General features: G+C 70.6%; 24 protein-coding genes and 1 tRNA gene. 13 read left to right on the top strand and 12 right to left on the bottom strand.

Annotated elements, in window-relative coordinates; genetic code table 11:
• Window positions 1-33: 33 nt before the first annotated feature.
• The gene (locus D7W79_RS06555) at window positions 34-420 is read right to left on the bottom strand and encodes a VOC family protein (RefSeq protein WP_120524470.1); all 387 of its coding nucleotides are present in this window, start codon (window positions 418-420) and stop codon (window positions 34-36) included.
• A gap of 57 nt (window positions 421-477) precedes the next feature.
• Entirely contained in the window at window positions 478-1,938 is a 1,461-nt protein-coding gene (locus D7W79_RS06550) for an alpha/beta fold hydrolase (protein ID WP_120524469.1), read from the bottom strand.
• A gap of 107 nt (window positions 1,939-2,045) precedes the next feature.
• Between D7W79_RS06550 and D7W79_RS06545 the strand changes: the two genes are divergently transcribed.
• Genes D7W79_RS06545 through D7W79_RS43545 form a run of 3 tightly spaced genes read left to right on the top strand, consistent with a single transcriptional unit; the run spans window position 2,046 to window position 2,814 of the window.
• Window positions 2,046-2,477: an SAF domain-containing protein gene (locus D7W79_RS06545; RefSeq protein ID WP_120524468.1), complete on the top strand. Its 432-nt coding sequence runs from the start codon at window positions 2,046-2,048 to the stop codon at window positions 2,475-2,477.
• Window positions 2,474-2,644 carry a hypothetical protein gene (locus D7W79_RS43550; protein WP_158616900.1) on the top strand — a complete coding sequence of 57 codons (171 nt, stop codon included), beginning with the start codon at window positions 2,474-2,476 and terminating at the stop codon, window positions 2,642-2,644. The genes D7W79_RS06545 and D7W79_RS43550 overlap by 4 nt, the downstream gene beginning before the upstream one ends.
• Window positions 2,638-2,814 carry a hypothetical protein gene (locus D7W79_RS43545; RefSeq protein ID WP_208729650.1) on the top strand — a complete coding sequence of 59 codons (177 nt, stop codon included), beginning with the start codon at window positions 2,638-2,640 and terminating at the stop codon, window positions 2,812-2,814. Before D7W79_RS43550 ends, D7W79_RS43545 begins: the two co-directional genes overlap by 7 nt.
• Window positions 2,815-2,826: 12 nt before the next feature.
• On the opposite strand, the gene D7W79_RS06540 is transcribed toward D7W79_RS43545, so the two are convergent.
• The 3 genes from D7W79_RS06540 to D7W79_RS06530 form a co-directional block, all read right to left on the bottom strand.
• A complete protein-coding gene (locus D7W79_RS06540) occupies window positions 2,827-3,393 on the bottom strand; it encodes a DNA-3-methyladenine glycosylase I (protein WP_120524467.1) in 567 nt (188 codons plus the stop codon).
• A gap of 78 nt (window positions 3,394-3,471) precedes the next feature.
• Window positions 3,472-4,176, bottom strand: a complete 705-nt coding sequence (locus D7W79_RS06535; protein WP_120524466.1) for a class I SAM-dependent methyltransferase — start codon at window positions 4,174-4,176, stop codon at window positions 3,472-3,474.
• A gap of 66 nt (window positions 4,177-4,242) precedes the next feature.
• Window positions 4,243-4,482: a DUF1059 domain-containing protein gene (locus D7W79_RS06530; protein WP_120524465.1), complete on the bottom strand. Its 240-nt coding sequence runs from the start codon at window positions 4,480-4,482 to the stop codon at window positions 4,243-4,245.
• Between the two features lie 101 nt (window positions 4,483-4,583).
• Between D7W79_RS06530 and D7W79_RS06525 the strand changes: the two genes are divergently transcribed.
• A complete protein-coding gene (locus D7W79_RS06525; protein WP_120524464.1) occupies window positions 4,584-6,239 on the top strand; it encodes an FAD-binding dehydrogenase in 1,656 nt (551 codons plus the stop codon).
• 3 nt (window positions 6,240-6,242) lie between these two features.
• On the opposite strand, the gene D7W79_RS06520 is transcribed toward D7W79_RS06525, so the two are convergent.
• Window positions 6,243-6,695: a GFA family protein gene (locus D7W79_RS06520; protein WP_120524463.1), complete on the bottom strand. Its 453-nt coding sequence runs from the start codon at window positions 6,693-6,695 to the stop codon at window positions 6,243-6,245.
• A 146-nt stretch (window positions 6,696-6,841) separates the two neighbouring features.
• Here D7W79_RS06520 and D7W79_RS06515 point away from each other — a divergent pair, with 146 nt between their 5' ends.
• Complete coding sequence (locus tag D7W79_RS06515; RefSeq protein ID WP_120524462.1) at window positions 6,842-8,815, top strand: S9 family peptidase; 1,974 nt, start codon at window positions 6,842-6,844, stop codon at window positions 8,813-8,815.
• A gap of 12 nt (window positions 8,816-8,827) precedes the next feature.
• Here D7W79_RS06515 and D7W79_RS06510 read toward each other — a convergent pair whose 3' ends face one another.
• A complete protein-coding gene (locus D7W79_RS06510; protein WP_120524461.1) occupies window positions 8,828-9,325 on the bottom strand; it encodes a MarR family winged helix-turn-helix transcriptional regulator in 498 nt (165 codons plus the stop codon).
• Window positions 9,326-9,620: 295 nt separating this feature from the next.
• On the opposite strand from D7W79_RS06510, the gene D7W79_RS43540 reads away from it, so the two are divergent.
• The 4 genes from D7W79_RS43540 (at window position 9,621) to D7W79_RS06490 (ending at window position 13,521) form a co-directional block, all read left to right on the top strand.
• Complete coding sequence (locus D7W79_RS43540) at window positions 9,621-9,779, top strand: hypothetical protein (protein ID WP_158616898.1); 159 nt, start codon at window positions 9,621-9,623, stop codon at window positions 9,777-9,779.
• A gap of 99 nt (window positions 9,780-9,878) precedes the next feature.
• A tRNA-Tyr gene (locus D7W79_RS06500) sits at window positions 9,879-9,963 on the top strand.
• 102 nt (window positions 9,964-10,065) lie between these two features.
• Window positions 10,066-10,608, top strand: a complete 543-nt coding sequence (locus D7W79_RS06495) for an HNH endonuclease (protein ID WP_120524460.1) — start codon at window positions 10,066-10,068, stop codon at window positions 10,606-10,608.
• A 90-nt stretch (window positions 10,609-10,698) separates the two neighbouring features.
• Window positions 10,699-13,521, top strand: coding sequence for an AAA family ATPase (locus D7W79_RS06490; RefSeq protein WP_120524459.1), 2,823 nt, complete (start codon window positions 10,699-10,701; stop codon window positions 13,519-13,521).
• 42 nt (window positions 13,522-13,563) lie between these two features.
• On the opposite strand, the gene D7W79_RS06485 is transcribed toward D7W79_RS06490, so the two are convergent.
• From D7W79_RS06485 to D7W79_RS06475, 3 genes are all read right to left on the bottom strand, one after another.
• Window positions 13,564-14,364 carry a hypothetical protein gene (locus D7W79_RS06485; RefSeq protein ID WP_120524458.1) on the bottom strand — a complete coding sequence of 267 codons (801 nt, stop codon included), beginning with the start codon at window positions 14,362-14,364 and terminating at the stop codon, window positions 13,564-13,566.
• Between the two features lie 110 nt (window positions 14,365-14,474).
• On the bottom strand, window positions 14,475-16,067 hold the full coding sequence (locus D7W79_RS06480) for a M56 and MltD domain-containing protein (protein ID WP_120524457.1): 1,593 nt from the start codon (window positions 16,065-16,067) through the stop codon (window positions 14,475-14,477).
• Entirely contained in the window at window positions 16,064-16,468 is a 405-nt protein-coding gene (locus tag D7W79_RS06475; protein WP_216627148.1) for a BlaI/MecI/CopY family transcriptional regulator, read from the bottom strand. The genes D7W79_RS06480 and D7W79_RS06475 overlap by 4 nt, the downstream gene beginning before the upstream one ends.
• 148 nt (window positions 16,469-16,616) lie before the next feature.
• Between D7W79_RS06475 and D7W79_RS06470 the strand changes: the two genes are divergently transcribed.
• Genes D7W79_RS06470 through rimO form a run of 4 tightly spaced genes read left to right on the top strand, consistent with a single transcriptional unit; the run spans window position 16,617 to window position 21,347 of the window.
• The gene (locus tag D7W79_RS06470; protein ID WP_120524456.1) at window positions 16,617-18,257 is read left to right on the top strand and encodes a ribonuclease J; all 1,641 of its coding nucleotides are present in this window, start codon (window positions 16,617-16,619) and stop codon (window positions 18,255-18,257) included.
• Window positions 18,258-18,287: 30 nt separating this feature from the next.
• Window positions 18,288-18,785: a YajQ family cyclic di-GMP-binding protein gene (locus D7W79_RS06465; RefSeq protein ID WP_120524455.1), complete on the top strand. Its 498-nt coding sequence runs from the start codon at window positions 18,288-18,290 to the stop codon at window positions 18,783-18,785.
• A gap of 12 nt (window positions 18,786-18,797) precedes the next feature.
• On the top strand, window positions 18,798-19,913 hold the full coding sequence (locus tag D7W79_RS06460; RefSeq protein ID WP_120524454.1) for a hypothetical protein: 1,116 nt from the start codon (window positions 18,798-18,800) through the stop codon (window positions 19,911-19,913).
• A 33-nt stretch (window positions 19,914-19,946) separates the two neighbouring features.
• Window positions 19,947-21,347 carry a 30S ribosomal protein S12 methylthiotransferase RimO gene (rimO, locus tag D7W79_RS06455; protein ID WP_216622762.1) on the top strand — a complete coding sequence of 467 codons (1,401 nt, stop codon included), beginning with the start codon at window positions 19,947-19,949 and terminating at the stop codon, window positions 21,345-21,347.
• Between the two features lie 342 nt (window positions 21,348-21,689).
• Here the strand turns inward: rimO and D7W79_RS06450 are convergent, their stop codons facing one another.
• Complete coding sequence (locus D7W79_RS06450) at window positions 21,690-23,108, bottom strand: hypothetical protein (RefSeq protein WP_120524452.1); 1,419 nt, start codon at window positions 23,106-23,108, stop codon at window positions 21,690-21,692.
• A 16-nt stretch (window positions 23,109-23,124) separates the two neighbouring features.
• Window positions 23,125-23,811 carry an outer membrane lipoprotein periplasmic chaperone LolA gene (gene lolA, locus D7W79_RS06445; RefSeq protein WP_439099179.1) on the bottom strand — a complete coding sequence of 229 codons (687 nt, stop codon included), beginning with the start codon at window positions 23,809-23,811 and terminating at the stop codon, window positions 23,125-23,127.
• Window positions 23,812-23,814: the final 3 nt, after the last annotated feature.

The raw sequence follows: 23,814 nt of genomic DNA, 5'->3' as shown, positions 1-23,814 counted from the left end.
TGACATACGACGACCGGCCGATAGCCGGGGCGGCTACACCTGGGCCATCTGGATGAGATTGCCGCAGGTGTCCTCGAACATGGCGACGGTGACGGGGCCCATCACCGTGGGCTGGGTGCGAAACACCACGCCGTGTTTCACCAGGCGCTCATATTCCGCCTTGCAGTCATCCACGCCGAACGACGCCGCCGGGATGCCCGCGTCGAACAGCGCCTTCTGGTACACGCGCGCGGGAGCGAAGCCCAGGGGCTCCAGCAAGAGCTGCGTGCCCTCCTGCGCGTCCGGCGAGACGACGGTCAGCCACCGGTGTTCGCCGCCCATCGGGACGTCCACCTTGAGCACGAAGCCCAGGACCTCCGTGTAGAACTTCAGGGCCTTGGACTGGTCGTCCACCATCACGCTCGTCACAGTGATCCGCATTGCCGTGTCTCCTGGGTGTCTCGTCGGTTCCGCCCACTGCGTGAAGCGTGCCCGAGCTCAGTGCCGCACGCTCAGGGAAAAGTCAGCGCCGCGCCGCTTGAGCGCGCAGTCAACGGCGGGCGGATGCGAGGGGTCCTGGAGGAAGGCCTGCACGATGCTCACGCCGCACGTGTTGAAGGAGGCCGCGTGGCTGCGGCCCCGCATGTCGACGGGGTACGCGTTGGGCATCGAATCGAGCAGCCGGTGGCCCCACTCCGGAGGCGTGTCCGGGTCGAACTCGCCCGCGAAGACGAGCGCCGGCACGTCGCTCTTCACCGGCTCGTTCTCCACGGCGGGCGCGGCGGTGACGTTCCACGCGCGGCACTCCTGCGGTGAAGCCGTCCCCTCATTCACTCCGCCCAGGCCCAGGGCGGGCGCGAGCTGCGCGGCGATGCGCCCCGCGTCCTCGAACGGCATCTCCTCGGCGCACCAGACGGAATAGCGCATGCCCCAGGCCATGGCCGAAGGCCCCTGGTTGCCGCTGATGAGCCCGCGCAGGGCCTCGAAGCGCCCCTCGGAGGCGTCCACGATGAGTTTGGGGATGAGGGGGATCTGCACGGGTTCGTGCATCGCGGAGTAGACGGCCTCCACCACCTGCGCGCCCCGGACCTCCGCCGGTGCGCCAGCCGCCCGGATGAACAGCTTCAAGGGGCGGCGGTCCGCGTCGGCCACCAGCGTCGCGAAGCGGGCGCGCAGGTCGGGATACCTGGCGCCGCACTCGCGGTCCACCGCGCACCCGTCGAACACCTGGTTCAGGACCCGCAGCACGTTCGTCGCGGAGACCTCATCGAAGTTCACCTCCGGCGGCAGCACCGAATCCAGCACGAGGCTCCGGACGCCTTCGGGATGCCGCCGCAGCACGGTCAACATCAGCCGCGTGCTGTACGACACGCCGTAGAGGTTCCACCGCGCCACGCCGAGCACCTTGCGCAAGTCCTCGATGTCATCCGCGGCGGCCTCGCTGGTGTAGCCGTCCAGGTCCACGCCCGACGCGGCCAGCGTCGCCCGGCAGCGTCCCGCCGCCTGCGTCAGCGCGGTGGTCGCCGCCGGCCCGCGCAGCCGGCCCGCGGCCACCTCGCCCTTGAGCTTCGTGATCTCCGGGCACTGGAGCGACGGCTGCGCGAACTTCGCGCCGCGCTGCTCCAGGACGATGTAGTCGCGCTCGTCCAGGAGCTTGTTGTTCTTGCCGGAGGTCATGTGCTCGACCGCGCTGAGGCCCGGGCCCCCGGGCATGAACAGCACCGGATCCGCCAGCGGCTTCGCGGCGCGGCTGCGGAAGAGGGTCACGGGAAGGCGGATGGGGCGGCTGTCCGCCTTCTGCCGGTTCTCCGGCACCACCAGCAGGCCGCAGTCGATGCGCTCCGTGGCGGCGACCTCCACGGCGCAGGGGCCTGGCTCGAAGCGGGGGACCGCGGGAGCCGGTTCAGCCCCGGCCCTCCACGAGAGCAGGAGCACCGCGACGAAGAGGGCCAGGCGCATGCGTTCCGTTAAACCAGCACCCGGCGGTCCGGGTCCACCGCCACGACGGAAGCAGGCCTTTGTGGCGTGGGCTGCAATGAATTGGGCGATTGCGCTAGCATGAAGCAATGAAATTCATTGAGGGGTTCTTCGTGGGGGCCGGCATCGGAGTGCCTGTCTTTGTCGTGCTCGCGGGAGTCCTCGCGTACGCCAAGGTCAAACACGACGAGGATCAAGCTCGCGCCGGTTGGGACCTGGTGCGGGTCCTCGTCGTGAGCAAGGACCTGCGTCCAGGAGACATCCTGGACAGCCAGAGCCTCGCGATCCGCTCCGTGCCGAGCCGGCTGGCCACGGCCTCGGTCTTGCGGCCGGAGTCCGCGAAGCATGTGCTCACCCACACCGTCGCGGTGCCCCTCAAGGCAGGGGACCCGCTGCTCACGACGGCGCTGCCCCCCACCGATGAGTGCGACCAGCAGCTCCGGGAGCGCTCCGCCCCCTCCCGGACCGACGCTTCCGTGGAAGCGATTCGCGAGCGGCTGTCGGGAGCCCAGACGCCATGAGCCCCTTCATTCGAGGAATCGGCGTGGGCCTCTTCGTCAGCCTCCTGGGCGCCGGGACGTTCGGCGCGGTCATGACTCGCAAGTATCTGGCGAAGGTCGACCAGACCTGGAGGCTCGAGCCCGCGCTCCTGCTCACGCACGATGTCTCTCACCAGGCCATGTGCTGACGGCCGTGGACCTCATGGAGACGGGCATTCCCAGGCAGTTCCTCACGACCGCCTGGGTCCTGGGCCCGGACCGGACCGCGGTGCTGGGCAAGGCGGTCACCGTCCCGGTGGAGAAGGGCGCTCCCCTGCTCTGGACCAGCTTCGCCGTGCCTTCCTGCCCGGCGCCGTGAACCCCGGGCGCCTCAGCGGTGCCGCACGCCGTGCCGGAAGCAGTCCACCGTGTGGTCGTCCACGATGCCCGTGGCCTGCATCCACGCGTAGACGATGACCGGCCCCACGAACTTGAAGCCGCGCTGCTTGAAGGCCTTGGAGTACGCCTCCGACAGCTCCGTCTTCGCCGGCACGTCGCCCCGGCCCTTCCAGACATTGCGGATGGGTTTTCCGCCCGCCATGCCCCAGACGAACGAGGAGAAGTCCTCCCCCGCCTCCTGCATCTTCAAGTACGCGCGCGCGTTGCCGATGGTCGCTTCAATCTTCGCGCGCGCCCGGACGATGCCCTCGTCCGCCATCAGGCGCGTGACGTCTTCTTCCGTGAAGCGGGCCACCACCTTCGGGTCGAAGCCCTTGAACGCCTTCCGGAAGGCCTCGCGCTTTCGCAGGATGACAATCCAGGCGAGCCCCGCCTGGAAGCCCTCCAGCATCAGCATCTCCCAGAGCGCGCGGCTGTCGCGCACCGGCACGCCCCACTCCTCGTCGTGATAGGTCTGGTACAGCGGATCCGTCCCCGCCCACACGCAACGCTGTTGCATCCGTGCCCTCCGGCTCGTGTCGCGCGGCTGGGCTACCACGGAGCCTGAACAGGCGGCCAGTCCCAGCGTACGCCTTTTTCAGCGGGGCCGGGTCAGCAGCGCGAACAGCCCGTCGCTCCACCACCGGCCGCGCAGCCCGGGCAGGAGCCGCTGCCAGTACACGCTGCTGCGGGGAATCCGCCCGGGCAGCGGGTAGTCGAAGTCGATGGACTGGAAGCCCGCCTCCACAGCCATGCGCCGCGCGTCCAGCTCCGTGATGGGCGTGATGTGCCCCGAGTCCCGGTAGTCCTGCTCGCAGAACGCGGGGAAGTAGCCCCGGACGAGGAAGGACAGCCGCGCCGTCAGGCTGTCGTTGTTGGGCGTGGTGAAGAAAAGGTGGCCTCCGGGCTTGAGCACGCGGAAGGCCTCCTTCACGAAGTGGCGCGGGTTGGCCAGGTGCTCCAGCACCTCGATGGCGAACACCCAGTCCACCGAAGCGTCGCCCCACGGCAGCGCGTCCCGCGACACGTCCCGCTGCTGGAACTCCACGCCCGGCAGGCGGCTGGCGCCCGCGTCGTGGATGTCCGTGCTGAGGATGCGTTCGACGGCAGGGTTGCGCTGCAGCCGGCGGATCCACCCGCCACTGCCCGAGCCCACGTCGAGCACCACACCGAAGGCCCGCTGCCCCGCCACGCTCCAGGCCGCGTCCCGCAGCGGCTCCGGGGACAACCCCTCCTGACGCTGCGCGTAGGCGGCGGCGTCATGGCCCAGCGGTCCCGCGTGGCTCTTCGCTCCTGGCTCCATGCGCGGGAGTCTACCCTCCGAAGTGCCGCGACGCCCGGCCTACTCCCGGGCGCCTCGGAGGACGGCTCACTGCATGCCCGGCCTGGAGTCCATCCCGGGGTTCCGCATGGCGGCGCCCTCGGACGCCCCTTCGTCCTTGAGCGAGACCCGGATCATCTCGCGCAGCTCGGGGCCATCCTTCTCGCCGTGGACGGACACCGCGTGTTCGACGGCCGCCCGCATCACCTCGTCCTCTTCACCGGTGATGGTCAGCGAGCAGTTGGATTCACTCGGAGCCTCCCGGCAATCCATCGTCTTGCGTGACATGGCTGATTCACCTCCCCATTTGAGTTGTGCATGTGAAGGGCCCCGCGCAATCCGCCCGAACCGCTATCATCCGCGCGCCAGGTGCGACCGGGAGGCACGGCATGGGACAGGAAGTGGATGTCATCGTCGTCGGCGGAGGGCTCGCCGGACTCGTCGCCGCGACGGAGCTCGCGGACGCGGGCAAGCGCGTCGCCGTGGTGGACCAGGAGGGTCCGCAGAACCTGGGCGGCCAGGCGTTCTGGTCGTTCGGCGGCCTGTTCCTCGTGGACTCGCCCGAGCAGCGGCGCATGGGCATCAAGGACTCCCACGCGCTGGCGCTGGAGGACTGGATGGGCACCGCGGGCTTCGACCGCGAGGAGGACCACTGGCCGCGCCAGTGGGCGGAGGCCTTCGTCGCCTTCGCCGCGGGCGAGATGCGCCCCTGGCTCGTCCAGCAGGGCATGAGCTGGTTCCCCGTCGTGGGCTGGGCGGAGCGCGGCGGCTACGGCGCCGTGGGCCACGGCAACTCCGTCCCCCGCTTCCACGTCACCTGGGGCACCGGCCCCGGCGTGCTGGAGCCCTTCGTGCGCCGGGCCAAGGCGGCCGAAGCGGCGGGCAAGCTCACCTTCCACTTCCGCCACCGCGTGGATGAGCTGCTCACGCAGAACGGCGCGGTGGTGGGCGTGCGCGGCATGCGGCTGGAGCCCACGGAGGTTCCGCGCGGCGCCAGCAGCTCTCGCGTGACGGTGGGCGACTTCGAATTGCGCGCGAGCGCGGTCATCGTCACGTCCGGCGGCATCGGCGGCAACCACGAGCTCGTGCGCAAGGCATGGCCCCAGCGCATGGGCCCCGCGCCGAAGTTCATGATTCAAGGCGTCCCCGACCACGTGGATGGCCGGATGATCGCCATCACGGAAGCGGTGGGCGGCCGCCTCATCAACCGCGACCGCATGTGGCACTACACGGAAGGCCTGCGGAACTGGAACCCCATCTGGCCCCGCCACGGCATCCGCATCCTGCCGGGCCCCAGCTCGCTGTGGCTGGACGCCACCGGCAAGCGCCTGCCGCCGCCGCTGTTCCCCGGCTTCGACACGCTGGGCACGCTGGAGCACATCGCGAAGACGGGCCACGAGCATACCTGGTTCATCCTCAACCAGTGGATCATCAAGAAGGAGTTCGCGCTCTCCGGCTCGGAGCAGAACCCGGACCTCACCGGCAAGGACTGGCTGGGCGTGCTCAACCGCGCCGTGGGCAAGAAGGCCATGGGCCCGGTGGAGGCCTTCAAGGAGAAGGGCGAGGACTTCGTCGTCTCCGACAACCTGCGCGACCTGGTCGCCGGGATGAACGCGAAGACGGAAACCCCGCTGCTGGACTTCGCCACGGTGGAGCGCGAGGTGAAGGCGCGCGACATGCAGCTGGACAACCCCTTCAGCAAGGACCTGCAGCTGGCCGCCATCCGGCAGGCGCGCAACTACCGGGGTGACAAGCTGGTGCGCACCGCGAAGCTCCACCGCATCCTGGACCCCAAGGCAGGGCCCCTCATCGGCGTGAAGCTGAACATCCTCACGCGCAAGACGCTGGGCGGCTTCGAGACCGACCTCCATGGCCGCGTCTTCAATGCCCGGGGACAGACCATCCCGGGGCTCTATGCGGCGGGCGAGGTGGCCGGCTTCGGAGGCGGTGGCGTCCACGGCTACCGCGCCCTGGAAGGCACGTTCCTGGGCGGCTGCATCTTCTCCGGCCGCGCCGCGGGCCGGGCCGCGGCGGGAAGTGTGTAGGCCTCAGGCCGTGGCCTGGAAGGGCCACGGCGTGGGGCGCATCCCGGCCGCCCAGTTGTCGTGCCGGCCGTCCCAGTACCCGAAGGTGAGCAGCGACGGGTCCACGTCATCCAGCGTGTTGACGTAGATGGAGACGAACTTCCCGCCCAGCTCCGGGACGTCGCCGTCACCGAAGCACACGACGCCGCAGTTCGAGCAGAAGCTGCGGGTGTTGGGGCTGCCGTCGCGCCCGTACTTCTTGAGGACCTCCTGGCCCTTCAGGAGGCGGAAGGCGTCCGGCTTCATCCCCGCGCCGCCGCCATAGCCGTACTTCATGCAGATGGTGCAGTTGCAGCGGCTCACGCCCGCCAGGTCCACGGTGGCCTCGTAACGCACGGCGCCACACAGGCAGCCGCCCGCGTAGGTGTACAGGCCGCGCTGGGCAGGGGGCTTCAGCTGGGTGTCGGTCTGGGTCATGGCGATTTCTCCGGTGCCGCGTTGTGGGAACGCAATCAATGTCGCCTCTGGCCGTGACAGCCTTATGTCAGGTTTGTCGCCACCCCCCTGTTGAACCCGGCGGGGGCTGGCCCAGAGTCCCCCTGTCCGCCGATTCCGGAGGCCCCATGCACGTCTGGAAGTCCCTGTCCCGAGTCCTTGCCCCAACGTTGCTCCTGCCGCTGCTGGGGGCCGCTCCGCCCGCCGCTCCTCCCGCCCCGAAGCCGGCTCCGGCCGTGAAGGCGGCCCCGGGCGCCCAGGCGGCGCGGCCGTCGAAGCAGTACTCGGTGGAGCAGTTCATGGGGTCCACGGACGTGATGGGCCCGGTCTTCACGTCGGACGGCAAGCAGTTGCTCTTCTCGTCGAACGCCTCCGGCATCATCAACGTGCACAGCGTGCCGGTGGGCGGGGGCAAGCCCACGGCGCTGACGCGCTCCAAGACGGACAGCATCCGCGTGGTGGGGGCCTTCCCGAACGACAACCGCTTCCTCTTCGAGCGCGACAAGGGCGGCGACGAGCAGACGCACGTCTACGTGCGCACGCCGGACGGCAAGGAGAAGGACCTCACGCCCATGAAGAAGGGCGTCGCCCACTTCCTGGGGTTCAGCCAGGACGACCGCGCCTTCTACATCACCACCAACGAGCGCGACCCGGGCGCCATGGACGTGTACCGCCATGACGCGAAGACGTACGCGCGCACGCTCCTGGCCCAGAACGACAAGGGGTTCGGCGTCGCGGGCGTGGCTCCGGACGAGAGCTGGGTGGCGCTGGAGGAGGCGGTCACCACGTCGGACGGCAACGTGTGGCGCTACGACGTCGCGACGAAGACGCTGAAGAACCTCACGCCCCACACGGGCACGGTCAGCTACCGCGTGGGGGACATCCATCCCGTCACCGGGGAGCTGTACCTCATCACGGACGACGGCTCGGAGTTCTCCCGCGTGGTGCGCCCGGCGAAGGAGGCCGGCAAGTGGGAGGACGTGGAGAAGGCGGACTGGGACATCATCGCCACCGAGTTCTCGCGCTCGGGGGCGTACCGCGTCTCCCTCATCAACGTGAACGCCGGCATCGAGGTGCGCCTGCACGACGTGAAGGCCGGGACGCAGGTTCCGCTGACGCAGCTGCCCGCGGGGATGATCTCCGAAGTCATCTTCTCCCGTGACGAGAAGCAGCTGGCGGCCGTGCTGGAGACGGACCGCTCCTCCGCGAACCTCTACGTCCAGGACCTGGCCACGAAGAAGGCCACGCGCGTGACGGACACGATGAGCCGCGAGCTCGACTCCGAGGACCTGGTGGACGCGCAGGTGGTGCGCTTCAAGTCCTTCGACGGGATGGAGATTCCCAACCTGCTCTACAAGCCGCACCAGGCCACGGCCCAGAACAAGGCGCCTGCCATCGTCTACGTGCACGGCGGCCCGGGCGGAGAGACGACCCGGGGCTACAACAACTTCATCCAGTACCTGGTGAACCACGGCTACGTGGTGCTGGGCATCAACAACCGGGGCAGCGCGGGCTACGGCAAGGCGTTCTTCAAGGCGGACGACCAGAAGCACGGCAAGGATCCGCTCCGCGACTGCGTGGAGGCGCGCAAGTACCTGGCCAGCCTGCCGTACGTGGACGGCTCGCGCGTGGCCATCCTCGGCGGCAGCTACGGCGGCTACATGGTGCTGGCGGCGCTCGCCTTCCACCCGGACGCCTTCGACGTGGGCGTGGACGTCTTCGGCGTGTCCAACTGGCTGCGCACGCTCAAGAGCATGCCGCCCGAGTGGGGCGCCTTCCGTCAGGCCATGATGCAGGAGATAGGCGACCCGGAGAAGCAGGAGGCGATGCTCAAGGAGATCTCCCCCCTCTTCCACGCGGACAAGATCAAGAAGCCGCTGTTCGTGGTCCAGGGCGCCAACGACCCGCGCGTCCTCCAGGCGGAGTCGGACGACATGGTCGCGGCGGTGAAGAAGAACGGCGTCCCGGTGGAGTACCTGCTGCTCCCCGACGAGGGCCACGGCTTCAAGAAGAAGAAGAACGAGGCGGAGGTGGACCGGCGCACCCTGGAGTTCCTCGACCGCTACCTGAAGCCCGCCACCGCCACGGCCCCCAAACCCTGAGGGCCTGAGCGCTCAGCGGCGGCGACGGGAGGGGGCCCTGGGAGCGGCAGGGACTTCCGTCGCGGCTTCGGCTCCGCCCAGCGAGGCTCGCGCGACGGCGGCCAGCAGGTCGCGCAACGCGGAGGCCTGGGTGTCGCCCACCGCGCGCTCGAAGTCGGCCTGGGCACGGAGCCAGAGGGGCCGGGCCTTGCGGTAGACGGCCTGCCCTTCCGCGGTGATGGCGACGGCGCGCTGGCGCCGGTCGGTGCGCCCGATCTCCAGCACCACGAAGCCGTCCTTCAAGAGCGGCCGGAGGTTGTGGGTGAGCGTGGACGGGTCCATGACGAGCTGCTCCGCCAGCGCGTTCACGGTCAGCGGGCCCCGCGTCTGGACGAAGTGGAGGATGGAGTACTGCGTCGTCCGGAGGCCGCTGGGGGCAAGCACCTGATCATAGAACTGCGTGACGTGGCGGCTGGCCTGCCGCAGCGCCAGGCAGTTGCAAGGGGTGCGCTGGAAGTCGTCTTGAGACATCGCGGAGGAGAAGTATAGGCGGGCGAGGGGTGTCCATTCGAACGGCCTCGGTCCGCGCCCACCACCCGGTGGCCGAAGGGCGCCAGCGCGTCCAGGCTGGCCTTCCACGTGCTCGCGCCCACCGAGTCCAGCGCGCGCTCCACGCCGCGCCCCTGCGTCAGCGCGCGCACGCTCGCCGCGACGTCCTCCTGGTCGTAGCGGATGGCTTTCATGCGCGGAGTCCCAACGTCGCGCCTGCTTGCTTGTCAGGACTGAATTTCCGCCGCCGTCGCTGGGAGTGAAAGGAGCGGTCCCGATGCGCCAGGCGACGAAGCAGGCCCCGATGAACCTCAAGCACCAGAACCCTTCCGGTCACGGCATCGCCGCGTCCTCGCGTCCCAGCCCGGTGACCGCTCCTTCCAAGTGCCGCTGGCGGGACTTCGCGTCCTATCGCCTCGCCTCGCCCGGCTCCTGAAGGCGCCACGCCCCGTCCCTGACGCGGCATGGCCCTGGAGGCCGGGCTCCCGACAAGGGAACCCGGCCTTCTTCGCGTCCGGGCTCCCGCTCACCTTCCGGGGACGTAGAGCGTTACGGAGACGCGTCGGCCTGTAGAGCCGGAGCCCTTGAAAGCCCGCTGGGTTCGACTCCCAGCGTCCCCACTCCCTCAACCACAGAGGCCGCGCACCGGGTGCAGTCCGAACTCCAAATCCGGACGAGCAGGGTTCGACTCCCTGGCGGCCTGTTCCGAAAGGCCCCGTGTCATGGAAACGCTGGTGCTGAGCCAGTCCTACGAACCTGTCGCACGCATCCCGTGGCAACGCGCCGTCATGCTGCTCGTGCAGGGCAAGGTGGAGGTCGTCGAGGAGTACGAGGACCGCGTCATCCGCTCCGTGACGGTGGAGCTGCGCATGCCGTCCGTCATCCGCTTCGTGCGCGCCCTGTGGAAGGGCCCGCGCGGCGTGCGCTTCAGCCGCGAGAACGTCTACCAGCGTGACCAGTGCCGCTGCCAGTACTGCGGCCGCAAGGTGACCCGTCCGGAGGCGACGTATGATCACGTGCTGCCGCGCGCGCAGGGCGGCCGCACGAGCTGGGAGAACATCGTCATCGCCTGCGTGCCCTGCAACCAGAAGAAGGGCAACCGCACCCCGGCCCAGGCGCGCATGACGCTGCGCACCGTGCCCGCGAAGCCGAAGCGGCTGCCGGACGCCCTGGTCGTGTCGTTCCTCGTGGAGAAGGGCCTGCCCCTGTCCTGGCGCAAGTTCCTGAGGGACGTGGCCTACTGGCACACGGAGCTGGAAGCGTAAGGTCCCGGCCCACGCGGATGGGCCGGGACTTCGCTTCCGCGCCGCAACGGTTAGAGTGCCGCACGTCGAGGGGGCGTTCCGGACCACACCATGGCGACGAGGAAGAACGAAGACCAGGAGCGGCTCATCGACCGCGACCTCACCGCGATGGCGCGCGAGGGCAAGCTGCCAGCCGCCCACGGCGTGGACACCGCCGTGACGGAGGTGCTGGGGCTGCTGGCGCGCGGAGGCAAGCACCCGCTGCTGGCGGGCGAGCCCGGCGTGGGCAAGAGCGCGCTCGTGCAGGAGGTGGCCCGCCGCATCGCCGAAGGGCGCGTGGACGGAGAGCTGGCGCAGGCGCGGCTCGTGGAGGTGTCCGTCGCGAACATCCTGGCGCGCAGCACCCAGCGCCAGGCCGCGGAGTCCTTCGAGGAGCTGCTCATCCACCTGGGCCGCCACCCCTGCCCCATCGTCTACATCCGCGACCTGCCGGTGGCCCTGGGCGGCCCCCTGGCCCCGGTGGCCGTGCGCGCGCTGCGCACCGGCGGCCTGCGCTTCATCTTCGAGACCGAACCCAAGCGCGTGCAGGAGCTGCTGCGCGCCGACGAGGCCCTGGCCGAGCGGCTCCACCTGCTGCCCCTCCAGGAGCCGCCGCTGGACAAGGCGCGCTGGATCGTCGGCCGCGTGGCGGAGGAGCTGGAGCGCGAGCTGCGGCTGCCCATCGACCCGGCCGCGTGCGACCTGGCGCTGCGCCTGTCCGCGAAGTTCCTCCTGGCGCAGCACATGCCGCGCAAGGCCATCGAACTGCTCAAGGAGACGGCGGCGGAGGCCGCGGGCGTGGCGCGCGACCACGTGGGGCCGGAGGACGTGCTCACCCGCTTCTGCGCCGCCACGCGCCTGCCCCGCTTCGTCGTGGACGACGCGATGCCGCTGGACCTGGAGGAGACGGAGCGCTTCTTCGGGGAGCGGCTGCTCGGCCAGACGGACGCGGTGGCCGCGGTGCTGCGCTCGGTGGCGCTGCTCAAGGCGGGGCTCAACGACCCGCGCCGCCCGCTGGGCGTGTTCCTCTTCGCCGGGCCCACGGGCGTGGGCAAGACGCAGCTGGCGAAGCTGCTGGCGGAGTACCTCTTCGGCTCCTCCGACAGGCTGGTGCGCCTCAACATGGCGGACTACCCCAACGACGGCGACGAGAGCGTCCCCTTCGGCGCGTCGTGGGCGCCCGCGCTGGAGACGCGGCGCGGAGAGCTGTCCGCGCTGCTCGACGGCAAGGTGTTCACCGTGCTGCTGCTGGACGAGTTCGAGAAGGCCGCGCGCAGCGTGCACGACCGCTTCCTCCAGCTCTTCGACGAGGGCACCTTCGTCAACGGCGCGGGCGAAGCGGTGTCGTGCAACAACACGCTCATCGTGGCCACGTCCAACGTGGGCTCGGAGGTGTACCGCGAGGCGGGCCTGGGCTTCGCCGCGCACAAGCGCGCGGAGGAGCAGGTGTCGGAGGTGGACCGCCGCATCGCGGAGGCCTTCCGTCCGGAGTTCCTCAACCGCTTCGACGCCATCTGCCACTTCCGTCCGCTGTCGCGCGTGGACATCCGCAAGATTGCCCAGCGCGAGGTGGGCCGCGTGCTGGAGCGCGAGGGCATCCGCGCCCGAGCCCTGGACGTGGAAGTGACACCGGAGGTGGTGGACCGGCTGGTGGAGCGCGGCTATTCGCCGCAGTTCGGCGCGCGCTACCTGCAGCGCGAAATCGAGAAGACGCTCACCGCTGCGCTCGCGGTGGAGATTGCCCGCAGGCCGCTGCCGCCGGGCACGCCCGTGCGCGTGGAGGCCCGTCCTGGAGGCCGCGTGGTCGCGGTCGCGGAGCCCGTGCCGCCTCCCCGCGAGGTGACGGCGCAGCTGCTGCTGCCCACGCCGAAGGCCGCGGCGGTGAAGCGGCGGCTGGACCGAAAGTCGCTGCTGATTGAAATGGACCGGCTGGTGGGCCGCGCCCGTGCGCTCGCCGCGTCCACGGGGCGGCCGGAGCTGGAGGTGCGCCGCGCGGCGCTGCTCGCGGAGACGCAGGCGCCCAACTTGTGGGACGACCCGCTGCACGCGGCGGACGTCATCCGCGCTTTCCGCACGGTGGAGGCGCAGCTGGGCGAACTGGACCGCCTGGAGGCCGCGTGCCTCTTCGGGCGGCGGCTGGTGCGCGAGGCGAAGAACGAGATGCAGCTCGGCTCCGCCGCGAAGCAGGTGGAGGAGGTCGCGCGCGAGGTCCAGATGGCGGAGGCGCTGCGGGCCTCCGGGGCCACGCCGCTGGACAACGAGGCGCTGGTGGACATCTGCGCCAGCGACACGTCGGAGCTCCAGAACGTGTGGGTGCAGGAGCTGGCCACCATGTACCTGGGCTGGGCGCAGCGCCGGGGCTACGAGGCCACCGCCGTCGCGGAGGCGGACGCCCCCGCGCGCGTGGTGGTGCGCATCGCCGGGCCGGGCGCGTACGGCTTCCTCGCGGGCGAGACGGGACTGCACCGCCGCCTGGAGGACGAGAAGCGCCAGCGCGCGTACGTGCGCGTGCACCGGGGCGGGCCGCTGGAGGACCTGGAGCGGGAGCTGCTGGTGCTGGAGGGCCGGCCGGTGAAGAGCCGCGAGGGCGAGTACCTCCAGCGCGTGCGCAACGAAGTCACCGCGAAGGACGAGGCCACCGGCCGCGTGCTCACGCTCATTGGCGCCGGGGAGCTGGACGAGCTCAAGGGCATCGCCGCGCGCGTCGTCGCCGGCCAGGGCGCCAGCACCGACGAGGCCCGCCGCTACTTCCTGGGCCGTGGCGCACGCGTGGAGGATCCGCGCACGGGCGCCGGGACGCCTCGCGTGAAGGACGTGATGCGCGGGGAGCTGGACGTGTTCATCGCCGCGTGGATCTCCCGGGCGCCCCCGGAGTCCTCCCCCCCGCTGCCCTGAGCAGACAGGGCCAGGCAGCCCATCGCCGCGCGGCATGAAGGCTCAGGGCAGATAGCCCCGAGCCACGCCCAGACGCATGGCCTCCGCGAGCACGTCCAGGCCCTGCGCGGTGTTGATGCGTGAGTGGGACGTGGTGCCGCTGACCACCTGCACCGCTCCGCCCAGCACGAAGGGCAGGGGCCGGCGTCCCAGCCGCAAGAGCCGCTCGTCGTAGAAGGCGCCCGGCGCACGCTCGCGCACCAGGCGCGCCAGGGTCACCATGTTCGCGGTGCGCGACGGCTGCATCGCGGGCCCCAGGCACGAGAAGTCGAAGCCCACCTCCGGCAGCACGGCGCCCCGGCCGTCGCGGTCGAAGACGAAGAGGAGCTGCGACGTCTCCTCCGCCGAGCCGCGCACGCTCTTCTCCGTCGTCTTGGTCATCTTCAGGCCGCCGGTGATCAACGCCGCTCCCAGCGCCACCTGCGTCGTCTTCTCCGTGTGCTCGCTCTGCGTGCGCAGGGACGACGCGCCCCGGAGGATGACCGTCACGTCCTCCCAGGCCATCGTGAGCGGAGCACCGGCGCGAGGCGTGAACGTCGCCTGCGCGGAGCCGAACGTCACGGTGCGTGCCGTGACGCGCTCCGCGGTCTCCGACTCGTCGATGGTGAGCGCCGCGAGCCCTGCGTCCTGGAGGGTCTTCACCAGGGCATCCGCCGCATCGGGAGCCAGGCGCGCCAGCAGGGCGGGAGGCTCCGGCGCCAACCGCATCCGGGCCTCCGCCGGGGCCATGCCCGCCGCGGCGGCGAGCACCTGGGCTGCTTCCGGGACTTCACCTGCCGGACGAACGAGCGCGACGATCTTCATGGCGTTTCCCACCCCTGGCACCGAGCGTGCCATCCTCGCGCGAAAGCGGGGTGGCGCGCATCCGAACCCCGGCCCCCAGGGAACATTCCCCGGGCGGTGGACACACGCGGTCAGTCGAGCAGGTGCGGGTTGCGCAGCAGCAGCACGCCGGCCTGCACCGTGGCGGTGTAGCCATTGAGCTTGCCGGTGCGCACCAGCTCGCTCACGTCGCGCACGCCCGTCTCCGCGATGACGCGGTCCACCACGCCCTCGCCCTGGTTGTAGGCCGCGAGCGCCAGCCGCCAGTCCCCATAGCGCGCATACAGCGCCTGGAAGAGGGCCGCGGCGGCCTCCGTCTCGCGCGCCACGTCCAGCCGCTCATCACGCCCCGCCTCCACCTTCAAGCCGTAGCGGCGCGCCGTCTCCGGAATGAACATCCACACGCCCGCGCCCCGCAGTCCCGGCGCTATCGACGTCTCGCGGGACGTCTCCGGCAGGTTGCGCACCGCCGACTCCACCATCGCCACCGCGAGCAGTTCCTCCGGCAGGGAGCGCGAGCGCAGCGTGGCCGTCATCGCCTCGCGGTGCGTCTTGAGGTTCGCCAGCGCCATGCGCATGAAGTCGCGCCCCTTCGGCGTGGTGACGAACTTGTTGAGCTGCTCCACCACCGCGGCATCCACCACCACGGGCAGGTCTCCGTCCTTGCGACCCGCGTCGGCCAGCGCGCGCGCCTCCGTCAGCGACACCGCGCGCCCCTTCACCGCTCCCTGGGCCCACAGCGCCAGGGGAGCAAGAACCAACGCCAGCGACAACGACAGACCCAGGGTGCGCACGGAGCTACGGGGACGGGGTTGGAACAACATGCGGATCCTCCTGACAGTGGGGTGGGACATGCCGGTGACGCCGGCGGGAAGAGAGAAGGCAACAGGGACACGCAGCGACGCCTGCAACAGGCACCGCGCATACGACTCCACGGGCACACGCTTCACGGTGACGAGCGCTTCGTCACAGGCGAACTCCTGACGCTCCGCCAGCCACCGCGAGAACGCCCGAGCGAACGGATTCCAGAAGAAGGCGCTGTCGAACCCGAGCCGCGCATACGCGAGCACCGTGTCCCGCTGCCGGTGGTGTTGCAGCTCGTGCCGCACCGTGAGCCGGAGCGCCTCCGCGTCCTCCAGCACGCCAGACGGCACCACCGCCCACGCGCCGCCACCGGGGAACCACACGGAGAACGCGCCCTCCGCCGCGTCGCCCAACACCACCCGCACCCGGCCCACGCGGCGAAGCACGGGCAGCGCCTCCAACTTCCGCCGCAAGCGCGCGTACCGCCGCAGCTCCCACGCCAGGAACCCCAACGCCCCCACGCCCAGCAGCCCCAAGCCAGGCGCTGCCCACGGCAGCCCCGTGCCCGACGACGGCGCCTCCCGCACGCCGCCGCGCACGGGCCGTGCTTCGACGGGCGTCAGCGGCGCGGCGTAGCGCACCAGCGAACGCTCGAACGTGAAGAGCGGCGCCGACGGCATCCACTCCCGCGCCGCGAGCCCCACGAACGGCAACACCACCGCCAGCCCCAGCGTCACCCGCCCCACGCGCAGGGTCTGCCGCGCGTCCAGCCGCTGCTCCATCCCCAACGCCAGCGCCGCGCGCAAGAGCCCGAAGCCCACCGCCACCAGCGCCGCCGCCGTGAGGTACGCGGCCAGCATGTCCCGGACGAAGGCGCTCATCCCCGGCCTCCCTTCTTGCCCAGCAGCTTGCGGATCTGCTCCACCTCCTCCGCCGACAGCGGCACCGCCTCCACCAGCCGCGCCACCAGCGACGACGGTGTCCCGTCGAACACCGTCGCCACCAGGTGCCGCACGCTCTGGGCCTCGTAGGCCTCGCGCGACAGCCGTGCCGAGTACAGGTGCCCCCGCCCCTCCTTGCGGCTGTGCACCACGCCCTTCTGCTCCAGGATGCGCAGCACCGTGGACACCGACGTGTAGGCCAGCTTGCGCTCCGGCGGCAGCGCCGCGAGCACGTCCGCCACGCTCACCTCCCCCAGCCTCCACACGAGCTGCATCAGCTCCAGCTCCACCGGCGTGAGCGGCTTGGACTCCTCGGCGGACGGCGGCTTCGTCACGGGCATGGCCTCCCCGGCTTCGAACTAAAGCCTTAGTTCCAATACAACTAAGCCTTTAGTTGGATTCCGTCAAGCAGGCGGGCGGTGGCTGGTGGTGGCGGGGTGTGCGGATTCCCACGCACAGGAGGGGCCGTGCCCTTAGACTTCCGGGCACATGCTCCACGTCATACCTCTGGGCGGCCTCGGCGAAATCGGCCTCAACGCCATGGTGCTCGCCTGTCGTGGGGAGATGCTGCTCATCGACGCCGGCCTGATGTTCCCCACGTCGGGAATGCCCGGCGTGGACATCATCGTCCCGGACTTCACGCACCTGAAGCGCAACGCGGCCCAGCTCAAGGGCGTGCTCCTCACGCACGGCCATGAAGACCACATCGGCGCGCTCCCCTACCTGCTGGGCGACATCCCCGTCCCCATCTACGGCACGCGCTTCACGCTCGCGCTCGCGCGCAACCGCCTGGAGGAGCTGGGCGTGAAGGCGGACCTGCGCGAAATCGAGCCGCGCACGCCCTTCCCCGTGGGCGACGTCTTCAAGGTGGAGGCCACGCGCGTGACGCACACCGTGCCGGACGCGGTGGGCTTCATCGTCCGCTCGCCCGAAGGCACCGTCATCCATACCGGCGACTTCAAGCTGGACCCGGACCCCATCGACGGGCTCAAGACGGACCTGGAGCGCTGGGGCGAGGCGGGCGACGAAGGCGTGCTGTGCCTGCTGTCGGACTCCACCAACTCCGAGCACGTGGACGAGACCGGCAGCGAGCGCGTGGTGCAGACCACCTTCGAGCGCCTCTTCCACGAGACGAAGGGCCGCATCGTCGTGGCCCAGTTCTCCTCCAACCTCCACCGCGTCCGGCACCTCCTGGAGCTGTGCGAGCGCACCGGCCGGCTCGTCGCGCTCCAGGGCCGCAGCATGGTGCGCAACGTGGAGCTGGCGCGGGAGATGGGCTACCTGGACGTGCCCGACTCGCTCTTCGTGCACCTGGACAGCGTGCCGAAGCTCGCGCCCCACCGCGTGGCCGTGCTCACCACCGGCGCGCAGGGCGAACCGCGCGCGGGCCTCACCCAGCTGGCGAATGGCGATGGGCCCGTGCGCCTGGAGCCCGGCGACACCGTCATCGTCAGCGCCCGCCCCATCCCCGGCAACGAGCGCTCCGTGGGCGCGCTGCTCGACCAGCTGCACTGGCGCGGCGCCCGCATCGTCTACGCCCAGGTGGAGCCCGGCGTGCACGTCTCCGGCCACGCCAGCCGCCCCCAGCAGCGCCGGGTGCTGGAGCTGGTGCGTCCCCGCAACTTCGTCCCCGTGCATGGGGAAGTCCGGCACCTGCACCGACACCTGACCACCGCGCGCGAGGCCGGCATGGCGCCGGAGGGCCTGCTGCTGGCGCACGACGGGGATGTGGTGACGTTCGAGGAAGGGCGAGGCCGCTTCACTGGCAGCGTACCCACGGGGCGCGTCATGATGGAGCGCTCCGGGGACGGGGTGGTGACGCCGGAGACGCTGGTGGAGCGCAACCGGCTGGCGGAGACGGGTGTGGTGGCCGCGGCGGTGGTGCTGAGGCGCGACACCCAGGCGCTGGTAGGGGGGCCCCAGCTGTCCGGACAGGGCCTCAGCCCGGACGAGCAGGGCGTGCTGTCCCGGGTGGCCCAGGAGGCGCGGGCCTTCTTCGAGGAGCTCAACCCCCAGCTTCGCGGGGACGACGCCCTGGTGCGCGAGGAGCTGGTGAAGGCGGTGAAGCGGGCCTTCAAGCAGCACACCTCCCGGCGGACCCTGGTGGTGCCCTTGGTCGTCCGGGTGTAGGTATGGTAAGGGCGCGAAAAGGTCCCCCCCATGCCCTCCTTCGACGTCATCTCCAAAATCGATCTGGCTGAGCTCGACAACGCGGTCAATCAGACCCGCAAGGAGCTCAGCACCCGCTACGACTTCCAGGGCGTGAAGGCCGAAATCGACATCGCCCCGGACCATTCCGCGCTCACGCTGAAGACCAACAGCGAGGAGAAGCTCCAGGCCGCCAAGGAGGTCCTGCTCGGCAAGCTGGCCAAGCGCGGCATCAGCCTGCGCGTGCTGGAGTTCGGCGACATCGAGAAGACGGGCCTGTCCAACGTCAAGCAGCCCATCAAGCTCCAGCAGGGCATCCCGGTGGAGAAGTCCAAGGAACTCATCAAGGTCCTCAAGGAGTCGAAGATCAAGGTGCAGGGCTCCATCCAGGCGGATCAGCTCCGCGTCACGGGCAAGAACCGGGACGACCTGCAGGAGGCCATGGCGCTGTTCCGCAAGGAGCAGGACCGGCTGAGCCTGGACATGCAGTTCACCAACTTCCGCGACTAGAGCCCCTCCGCCATGCACGCCGCCCGTCTGGCCCCCCTGCCCCTCTGCCTGCTCCTCGCCACCGCCGCGCTCGCGCAGGACGCGGCGCCGCGGCCCAGCAAGCCGGTGCCCGTGCTCAAGAAGGCGCCCCGGCCGGAGAAGGGGCTCAAGGACTTCGGCTCGCCGCTGGTCCTCAAGCCGCTGTCCACCGAGGGCGCCACGTCGAACTTCTCCGCCCGGGTGGGCTGGCGCAAGGACACGCTCTTCGTGGGCGTGGAGGCCACGGACAACCAGCTGCTCGCGGGCGACGTCGTCACCCTCACGCTCTTCTTCCCGGACGCGGGCCCCACCGCCACGGGCTACACCTACCGCTTCGCCTTCGACGGCCAGCGCACCTCCGGCGCCGACAGCGGCACGCCGCAGTTCGCGCAAAGCCTGGTGAACGCCGCGGTGCACCGTCAGGGCGACACGCTGTCGGTGGTGGCCATGGTGCCCGTGCGCGCCCTGCCCCGCTTCCCCGCGGTGGACCCGCTCGTCATGGAGCTCTGCATCACCTACGAGGACCAGGACCAGGTGGGCGCGAAGCCGGTGCCGGTGTCCAACTGCAAGGGCGGCACGATGGCGGACGGCGAGGCGCTGCGCCTGCCGGACGAGGCGCGCAAGAACCTCAAGCTCAAGCCCCCCGCAAGCGTCACCGCCCTGGAGGCGGCGCCCACCGGCTGGCTGGGCTGGGGCATGCTCAGCTACCCGGACTGGGCTCAGGGTGAGAGCCCCCTCGCCCCCGCCTCGCTGCGCGCGCTCGTAGCCCCCACCGCCGTGGACGCCTCCAAGATGGGCGTGAACCTGCCGGATGCTTTGAGCCTGCCGGACGGACGGCCGGTCGTTACCGTGCTCACCGGGAAGAATCCCTATGCCGTCGAGGGTCAATGCGACTCCGACGACGAGCTCCGGATGGGGCTCTATGTGGTGTCGGGGAAGACAGCCCAACGGGTGCTCGACTGGCCGGCCGCCACCTGTGCGCTGGGTCGCGCCACCTCGGTGGAGATGGAAGAAGAGGGGGCGCTGAACATCGGTTACTCGAACGGCGCCATCATCAACTTCGTTTGGAGTGCGGACCACTTCGAGCGGACGCAACTGGGAAAGCGGTAGACGCGCGTGGAAGAGACCAAGAGTCTGTACATGATGACCCTCGGCTGCCCGAAGAACCGGGTGGACTCCGAGGTGATGCTGGGCACGCTGCGCACCCGCGGCTATTCGCTCGTGCAGGAGCCCTCCGAAGCCCAGGTCATCGTGGTCAACACGTGTGCCTTCATCGGGCCGGCCAAGCAGGAGTCGGTGGACTCCATCCTGGAGATGGCGGAGCTGAAGAAGACGGGCTCGTGCAAGACGCTCGTCGTCACGGGCTGCCTGTCCCAGCGCTACGGCCAGGAGCTGTCGCAGGAGATGCCGGAGGTGGACCACTTCCTGGGCACCAGCGCGTACGCCCAGATTGGCGACCTGCTGGCGGCGGAGGCCACCCCGCGCCAGGTGATTCCGGATCCGGACTACATCCACAACGCGGAGACGCCGCGCATCAACTCGATGCCGAAGTACACGGCGTACCTGAAGATTTCGGAAGGGTGCGACAACGCCTGCGCGTTCTGCATCATCCCCACGCTGCGCGGTGGCCAGCGCTCGCGCCCGGTGGCGGACATCATCGCGGAAGCGACCAAGCTCGCGGACAGCGGCGTGCAGGAGCTGAACCTCGTCGCGCAGGACCTGACGGCGTACGGACATGACCTGCCCGGCAAGCCGAAGCTCCACGAGCTGCTCAAGGAACTGGTGAAGGTGGACGTGAAGTGGATCCGCCTGCACTACGCCTATCCGCGCGTGTTCCCGGACGAGCTCATCGACGTCATCGCCACCGAGCCGAAGATCGCCAAGTACCTGGACATGCCGGTGCAGCACGCCAGCGACAAGCTGCTCCTGTCCATGAAGCGCGGCCGCAACTCGGAGTTCCTCAAGAAGCTGCTGGGCAAGCTGCGCGAGCGCGTGCCGAACCTGGTGATGCGCACCTCGCTCATCGTCGGCCTGCCGGGTGAGACGGAGGAGGACTTCGAGCTGCTCAAGGAGTTCGTGAAGGAGCAGCGCTTCCAGCGCCTGGGCGTGTTCCAGTACTCGGATGAGGAGGGCACCGCCGCGTTCGACCTGCCGAACAAGGTCCCGGCGAAGACCATCGAGCGCCGCTGGCGCGAGGTGATGGCCATCCAGAAGCGCATCAACCGCGAGCAGAACAAGAAGCTCGTGGGCCAGAAGCTCACCGTGCTGGTGGAGGGCCCCAGCGAGGAGTCCGAGCACCTGCTGGTGGGCCGCCACGAGGGCCAGGCGCCCGAAATCGACGGGCAGGTCTACATCAACGACGGCCTGGCGTATCCGGGCGAGTTCGTCACCGTGGAGGTGACGGAGGCGCACGACTACGACCTCATCGCCCGCGTGGTGGAGCGTCCGGATCCGAAGCAGCGCGAGCACACCCCGCGGGAGGCCCATCCCGCGCCCATCCCGCTGAAGGCGATGGTGCGTCCGCCCGAGCCGCGGCCGGAGTAGTCCGCGCCGAATCAAGCCGTGCCCCGGGCCCGCCCCGTCCTCTCGCACAGAGGCGGTCGCGGGCCCGAGCCGTTGATGGGAGCTGGTGCGCCGGCGACCGGCCAGCGCTCCCGCCGGTGCGCGCACCTCGCTGGGCGGCGCTCCCGGGCCCGAGCCGTTCCTGGGCATCCGCACGTCGGGAAGCGGCTAACGCCCTGGGCGGACGCCCCCTGCTCCGATGCACGCACCCCGACCGGCGGCGCTCGCGGGCCCGAGCCGTTCATGGATCCTGCTTCGGGTCCTGGGGCTCCGGCTCGCGCTCCTCGACGGGCTCGGGCGTCGGGCCGGAGCTGTACGAGGGCGCTACTTCGGATCCTCGGGCTCCAGCTCGCGCTCCTCGACGGGCGGCGGCTGCGGCCCGGAGCCCTTCGTCGGCACTGCCACGCCCTCGCCCAGGGGCGTCGGCTGGCACTCGCAGACGGTGCGCCGCGACGCGGTCTCCGTGACGAAGGCGCAGGTGGTGGGGCACTCCGGCTGCCGCCCCTCTTCCACCAGCGACACGGCGTAGCTCCGAGCGCCCTGGAGCGCGGCGTGGCACGCAGGCAGGGTCTTCGCCAGGGACGCCCACGGCAGCCGGTGCTGCGTGTTCGCCCCTCGCGTGGTGGTGGGGAAGCTCAGGCCCACCTGACAGCCCGTCTCCAGGCGCTGGCCGTCCGCGCCCCGGGGCTCCACGTACAGGCGCACGCCCTCCGGCACGTCCCGGAACACCTCGCCGGAGAGGGCCACCGCGCCGTCGGGCTCCGCGCGCACGAAGACGCCGTAGCAGGCCTCTTCGCTGAACGCGCCGCCCTCGCCCGCGCACTGCTGCCGGCCTCCGCCCTCGGGCGTCCGCACGTGGGGCCTGCGCAGCATCAGCGCCCCACCCTGCGCGTCCACGGTGGCGGTGAAGCGGCCCCACACGTCTGGCCCCAGGCGGCCCAGGCTGCTCTGTGACGGCCAGCGCCCCGCGGCCTCCATCACCAGCGGCTTCACGCCCAGGCCTTCGGCCACCTCCACCGCGTCCACCGCGAAGGTGCGCGGCGGCAGGCCCGCGGCCGTCTCCAGCGGCTGGAGCCCCTGCGCCAGCGCGGGGTCCACCGCCAGGCGGGAGAAGGGCTCGCGCGTGCCCAGCACGAAGGGGCCGGTGATGCTCGCCCCGTTCTGCGTCACCTGCACGGCCAGGAGCGGCCAGTCCCCCAACGGCTCGCGGCTCAGCTCCACCACCTGCGCCTCGCGCACCGCGTCCGTCGAGCGCAGCTCCGCGTCGTAGGCCTCCCGGGGACGCGACGCGGTGAAGGTCACCTCGCGGCGCAGCGGATCCACCGTGAGGGCGTACGGGGCCAGCACGTCCTGACCCAGCGTCACCGAGCAGCCCGTCTCACCGGAGAGCAGCAACGTGCGCAGGGGCGGCGCAACCGGGCCCACCGTCAGCGGCGGGGCCGGCACCTCCGGCCAGGAGCGATGGCCTCCCGAGGGCTCCGGCACGCGCGCGGTGCCGGCGGGCGAGGGCGGCTCGCCGTCGAAGCAGCTGGTGGACACGAGCGACAGCGGCCGCGTCACGTCCAGCACCACCGGCACGGCCCGGCTCCCCAACCGCCCCGCCACCGTCAGCCGCAGCGCGGGCGACGACAGGAGGGGCAGCGTCTGGCCCACGAAGCTCGTGGGACGTGAAGGGCCCGCGGGCGCGGCGGAGTGGCACCCCGCGCCCAGCAACACGCATCCCGCCAGCAGCACGCCGCGCATGGAGAGCGGGCCGTCCCTACTGCGCCTTCTTGGTGAAGTCGTCCACGCGGGTGCCCTCGGGCGGGTTCAGCTTGAAGCTGTCCGCCGCGATGCCCACGTTCGTCTTCAGGTTCAGGAAGGCGATGGTGTTCTCGCTGCCGTCCGGATCCACCACCGTGCTCTTGAGCACCTGCGCCGTCGCGGGGTCCACCTCCAGGCGCACCTGGCGGAAGCGCGGCTCGTCCTTGAGCGGATCCAGCACCAGCAGCGTGCCCTTGCAGTCCTTGCACTCGCCCTTGGAGATGGCGAACTCGTCCGCCAGCTTCCCCTGGCCGAAGAGGAACGTCACCGACGCGGACAGCTTGCTGGTGTCCATCGCCGCCACCGACAGCGTCTGCGCTTCCGGGTCGTGCATGTACACCTTGTTGCCCGCGAGCACGAACGTCCGCTTGGACGGGTTCTCGTACTCCCAGCGCATCAGGCCCGGCTTCTTGTAGGTCACCGTGCCGGTGGACGTCTGCGTGCGGCGGAAGGCCTTGTACTTGTAGTCCTGCTTGAAGCCCGCCTTGAAGTCGCCCGTCTTCTCGTAGAAGGCCTGCATCTGGTCCACGAGCGTCTTCACCTCGGGCGTCATCGGCTTCGGCGCGGGCTTCGTGGCGCTAGCGGCCACGGACGCGTCACCCTGCTTCGCGGCGGGGGGCATCGCGGGAGTGCCGGCATCCAGGGG

The sequence above is a fragment of the Corallococcus exercitus genome (assembly GCF_003611585.1).
GTDB classification, from domain to species: domain Bacteria; phylum Myxococcota; class Myxococcia; order Myxococcales; family Myxococcaceae; genus Corallococcus; species Corallococcus exercitus.
The sequence above is the reverse complement of the archived record's forward strand: the minus strand, read 5'-3'. Positions and strand labels throughout refer to the sequence as shown.

Coding starts and splice junctions, on each gene's coding strand:
- D7W79_RS06540 (WP_120524467.1), bottom strand. CDS start 3,393: ATGCAACAGCGTTGCGTGTGGGCGGGGACGGATCCGCTGTACCAGACC.
- D7W79_RS06490 (WP_120524459.1), top strand. CDS start 10,699: ATGGCGACGAGGAAGAACGAAGACCAGGAGCGGCTCATCGACCGCGAC.
- D7W79_RS06485 (WP_120524458.1), bottom strand. CDS start 14,364: ATGAAGATCGTCGCGCTCGTTCGTCCGGCAGGTGAAGTCCCGGAAGCA.
- D7W79_RS06495 (WP_120524460.1), top strand. CDS start 10,066: ATGGAAACGCTGGTGCTGAGCCAGTCCTACGAACCTGTCGCACGCATC.
- D7W79_RS06530 (WP_120524465.1), bottom strand. CDS start 4,482: ATGTCACGCAAGACGATGGATTGCCGGGAGGCTCCGAGTGAATCCAAC.
- D7W79_RS06475 (WP_216627148.1), bottom strand. CDS start 16,468: ATGCCCGTGACGAAGCCGCCGTCCGCCGAGGAGTCCAAGCCGCTCACG.
- D7W79_RS43550 (WP_158616900.1), top strand. CDS start 2,474: ATGAGCCCCTTCATTCGAGGAATCGGCGTGGGCCTCTTCGTCAGCCTC.
- D7W79_RS06450 (WP_120524452.1), bottom strand. CDS start 23,108: ATGCGCGGCGTGCTGCTGGCGGGATGCGTGTTGCTGGGCGCGGGGTGC.
- D7W79_RS06545 (WP_120524468.1), top strand. CDS start 2,046: ATGAAATTCATTGAGGGGTTCTTCGTGGGGGCCGGCATCGGAGTGCCT.
- D7W79_RS06480 (WP_120524457.1), bottom strand. CDS start 16,067: ATGAGCGCCTTCGTCCGGGACATGCTGGCCGCGTACCTCACGGCGGCG.
- D7W79_RS06515 (WP_120524462.1), top strand. CDS start 6,842: ATGCACGTCTGGAAGTCCCTGTCCCGAGTCCTTGCCCCAACGTTGCTC.
- D7W79_RS06470 (WP_120524456.1), top strand. CDS start 16,617: ATGCTCCACGTCATACCTCTGGGCGGCCTCGGCGAAATCGGCCTCAAC.
- D7W79_RS06525 (WP_120524464.1), top strand. CDS start 4,584: ATGGGACAGGAAGTGGATGTCATCGTCGTCGGCGGAGGGCTCGCCGGA.
- D7W79_RS43540 (WP_158616898.1), top strand. CDS start 9,621: ATGCGCCAGGCGACGAAGCAGGCCCCGATGAACCTCAAGCACCAGAAC.
- D7W79_RS06510 (WP_120524461.1), bottom strand. CDS start 9,325: ATGTCTCAAGACGACTTCCAGCGCACCCCTTGCAACTGCCTGGCGCTG.
- D7W79_RS06535 (WP_120524466.1), bottom strand. CDS start 4,176: ATGGAGCCAGGAGCGAAGAGCCACGCGGGACCGCTGGGCCATGACGCC.
- D7W79_RS06465 (WP_120524455.1), top strand. CDS start 18,288: ATGCCCTCCTTCGACGTCATCTCCAAAATCGATCTGGCTGAGCTCGAC.
- rimO (WP_216622762.1), top strand. CDS start 19,947: ATGACCCTCGGCTGCCCGAAGAACCGGGTGGACTCCGAGGTGATGCTG.
- D7W79_RS06555 (WP_120524470.1), bottom strand. CDS start 420: ATGCGGATCACTGTGACGAGCGTGATGGTGGACGACCAGTCCAAGGCC.
- D7W79_RS06550 (WP_120524469.1), bottom strand. CDS start 1,938: ATGCGCCTGGCCCTCTTCGTCGCGGTGCTCCTGCTCTCGTGGAGGGCC.
- D7W79_RS06520 (WP_120524463.1), bottom strand. CDS start 6,695: ATGACCCAGACCGACACCCAGCTGAAGCCCCCTGCCCAGCGCGGCCTG.
- D7W79_RS06460 (WP_120524454.1), top strand. CDS start 18,798: ATGCACGCCGCCCGTCTGGCCCCCCTGCCCCTCTGCCTGCTCCTCGCC.